We start from the raw sequence: 2,595 nt of genomic DNA, 5'->3' as shown, positions 1-2,595 counted from the left end.
GGGTTCCGGGTAAGTGACGCCACCGTCACTTTCAGGCTCAAAGGGAACATCCGGCGGCACCGGTGATTGATCTCCGCTGGGTTCGTAGATCTGCACCGGGTCGCCGTCGAAATCAGGGTCGGCAAACAGCTCGGTCGCCTTCTTGAAGTCAATGATGGTGAAGTAGTACTTGCCGTAATCTTCGTTGATGCGGGTGCCGCGCCCGATGATCTGTTTGAATTCGGTCATGGACTGAATGCGCTGGTCGAGCACGATGAGTTTGCAGGTCTGCGCATCCACTCCGGTAGTCATCAGCTTGGAGGTGGTGGCAATAACCGGGTATTTACTCTCCGGGAAGATGAAGTTATCGAGTTCGGCCTTACCCTCCTCATTGTCGCCAGTGATACGCATGACATATTTGCTGTTCTGTGCCACCAAGTCGGCGTTTTCGTTGACCAGAGCCTGGCGCATGCGTTCGGCATGGTCGATGTTTTCGCAGAAGACAATGGCCTTGTCGAAACGGTTGGTATTCTTAAGGAACTCGGTGATTTTTTTTGCCACCAACTGGGTGCGCTGTTCAAGGACCAGAGTCTTGTCGAAATCCTTCTGGTTGTATATGCGGTCCTCGATCTCGTTGCCGTACTTGTCGATCATTCCCTTGTCGGGCCGCCAACCGGTCAAATCGCGGTCGAGATCGATGCGCACGACCTTGTAGGGAGCAAGGAAACCGTCGTCGATGCCCTGCCGGAGGCTGTAGGTATAGATCGGGTCGCCAAAGTAGTCGATATTGGAGACTTCTTTGGTCTCCTTGGGCGTGGCGGTAAGGCCGATCTGAGTGGCGGAGGAGAAGTATTCGAGGATTTCACGCCAGGCCGAATCGGCAGCCGCGCTGCCCCGATGGCATTCATCAATAATGATGAGGTCGAAAAAGTCGGGGCTGAATTGTTTGTAGATGTTTCTCTCTTCCTCGTTGCCGGTCACGGCCTGATAGAGGGAAAGGTAAATCTCGTAGGATTTGTTGGCCTGCCGCTTCTGGATCTTGGTCATGGCCGAACCGAACGGCTTGAAGTCGTTGGTCATGGTCTGGTCGACCAGGATGTTGCGGTCGGCAAGAAACAGGATGCGTTTCTTTGCCTTGGACTTCCACAGCCGCCAGATAATCTGGAAGGCGGTGAAGGTCTTGCCGGTGCCGGTGGCCATCACCAGCAAAATGCGATTCTGGCCCCGCGCTATCGCCTCGATCGTTTTGTTGATTGCCAGCAGCTGGTAATAGCGCGGACTTTTATTGCTACCGTCGCTGAAATAATCCTGCGTGACCAGTGCATTCTGCTGATCGTTCAGGCCACGGTGCTGCGCCCACCATTGCCACAGTGTTTCCGCAGTGGGGAATTCGTCGAGTGCAAGTTCTCGCTCGACAATGCCGTCCGGGGCGATCTTGTTGTGGAACAGAAAACCATCGCCGTTGGAGCTGAACGCAAAAGGCACTTGCAGCATGTCTGCGTAGCCCAACGCCTGTTGCATACCGTCGCAAACAGTGTGGTTGTTGTCCTTGGCCTCGATAATGGCAATGGGGATGTTCGGCTTGTAAAACAGGACATAATCGGCGCGCTTGTGCTTGGCACGGGTATGCAGCTTGCCACGCACGATGATGCGTCCCTTGGTGAGAGGAAACTCTTCACGAATTTGGGTCGTGACATCCCAACCCGCCTTCTCCAGGGCAGGCGTAATGTACTTTGTGCAGATATCGCGCTCGGAAAGTTGTTTTTTATTCACCAGGACAACTTCCCCTGTTCTTTCATCCGCTCACAAAAAGCTTCGAGCTGCCTTCGCGCCAGTTTGAAGGGCACCGTCTTGCTGTTTTCCCAGCGGTTGATCGTGGAAAAGCTCACGCCCAGCTCGTGAGCCAGCTCTTCCTGGCTGAGCCCCAGTTGCTGGCGGACTTCTTTGACCATCTCCGCAAAATTTTCCGGTGCCTTTGCCATATCGGTTTGCCTCAATTCCTGGTGCACCACCCATTCACCGGCGGCGAGCGAACGCAATGTGTCCAACGTACCAATTTGACGATCAATATAGCAGGTGACAACGCATGTGGAAAGTGGAACGCTGGTGAATATTTCAGAATTTCCCGACACATCCCGCCGACACCCTGAAAGCGACGTAACGTGCTGGCAATACAAATAAAAAACCCGTCCACTAACTACACTCAGTTAATGGACGGGTTTTTTTGTAAATGGTGGAGGCGGCGGGAATTGAACCCGCGTCCGCAAGTCCTCTACAGACAGTTCTACATACTTAGCCTGATTATTTAATCTGACTTGTCACACGCCAACCGGCAGGCTGGTGGCAAGCGAGTTACCTATCGTTTAATATTCTGCAAAGTAACCCTGCAAAATACGATCCTCGTTAATGACTCCACTGTCTGTTGCCAGACCCGGCGTTGAGGCCCACCGGTGTGGAGTTTAGCCGGATTAAGCGGCTAAAGCGTAGTTTTCGTCGTTTGCGACTATTTTTTTTCAGCTGTTTTACGAGGTTACTGATCCTCGGTATGCCCTGCACTGCTTCGCAACCCACGTCGAAGCCGGATCGCCCCCTAATTGAATTCTAAAATAATAAGAG

General features: G+C 53.0%; 2 protein-coding genes and 1 other RNA gene. All 3 read right to left on the bottom strand.

Translation table 11 applies throughout. The features are described 5' to 3' along the window. Nucleotides 1-1,752: DEAD/DEAH box helicase (locus tag ENN40_08735; protein HDP95427.1), on the bottom strand; the 1,752-nt coding region annotated here is incomplete at its 3' end. Then, nucleotides 1,749-1,961, bottom strand: a complete 213-nt coding sequence (locus ENN40_08730) for a helix-turn-helix domain-containing protein (protein HDP95426.1) — start codon at nucleotides 1,959-1,961, stop codon at nucleotides 1,749-1,751. The genes ENN40_08735 and ENN40_08730, both read right to left, overlap by 4 nt. 249 nt (nucleotides 1,962-2,210) lie before the next feature. Further along, nucleotides 2,211-2,570: a transfer-messenger RNA gene (gene ssrA / locus ENN40_08725) on the bottom strand. Nucleotides 2,571-2,595 lie beyond the last annotated feature (25 nt).

The organism is Candidatus Aminicenantes bacterium, from assembly GCA_011049425.1.
Classification (GTDB): Bacteria; Acidobacteriota; Aminicenantia; order UBA2199; family UBA2199; genus UBA876.
Note: the sequence above shows the minus strand (reverse complement) of the source record. Positions and strands in the feature narration are given on the sequence as shown.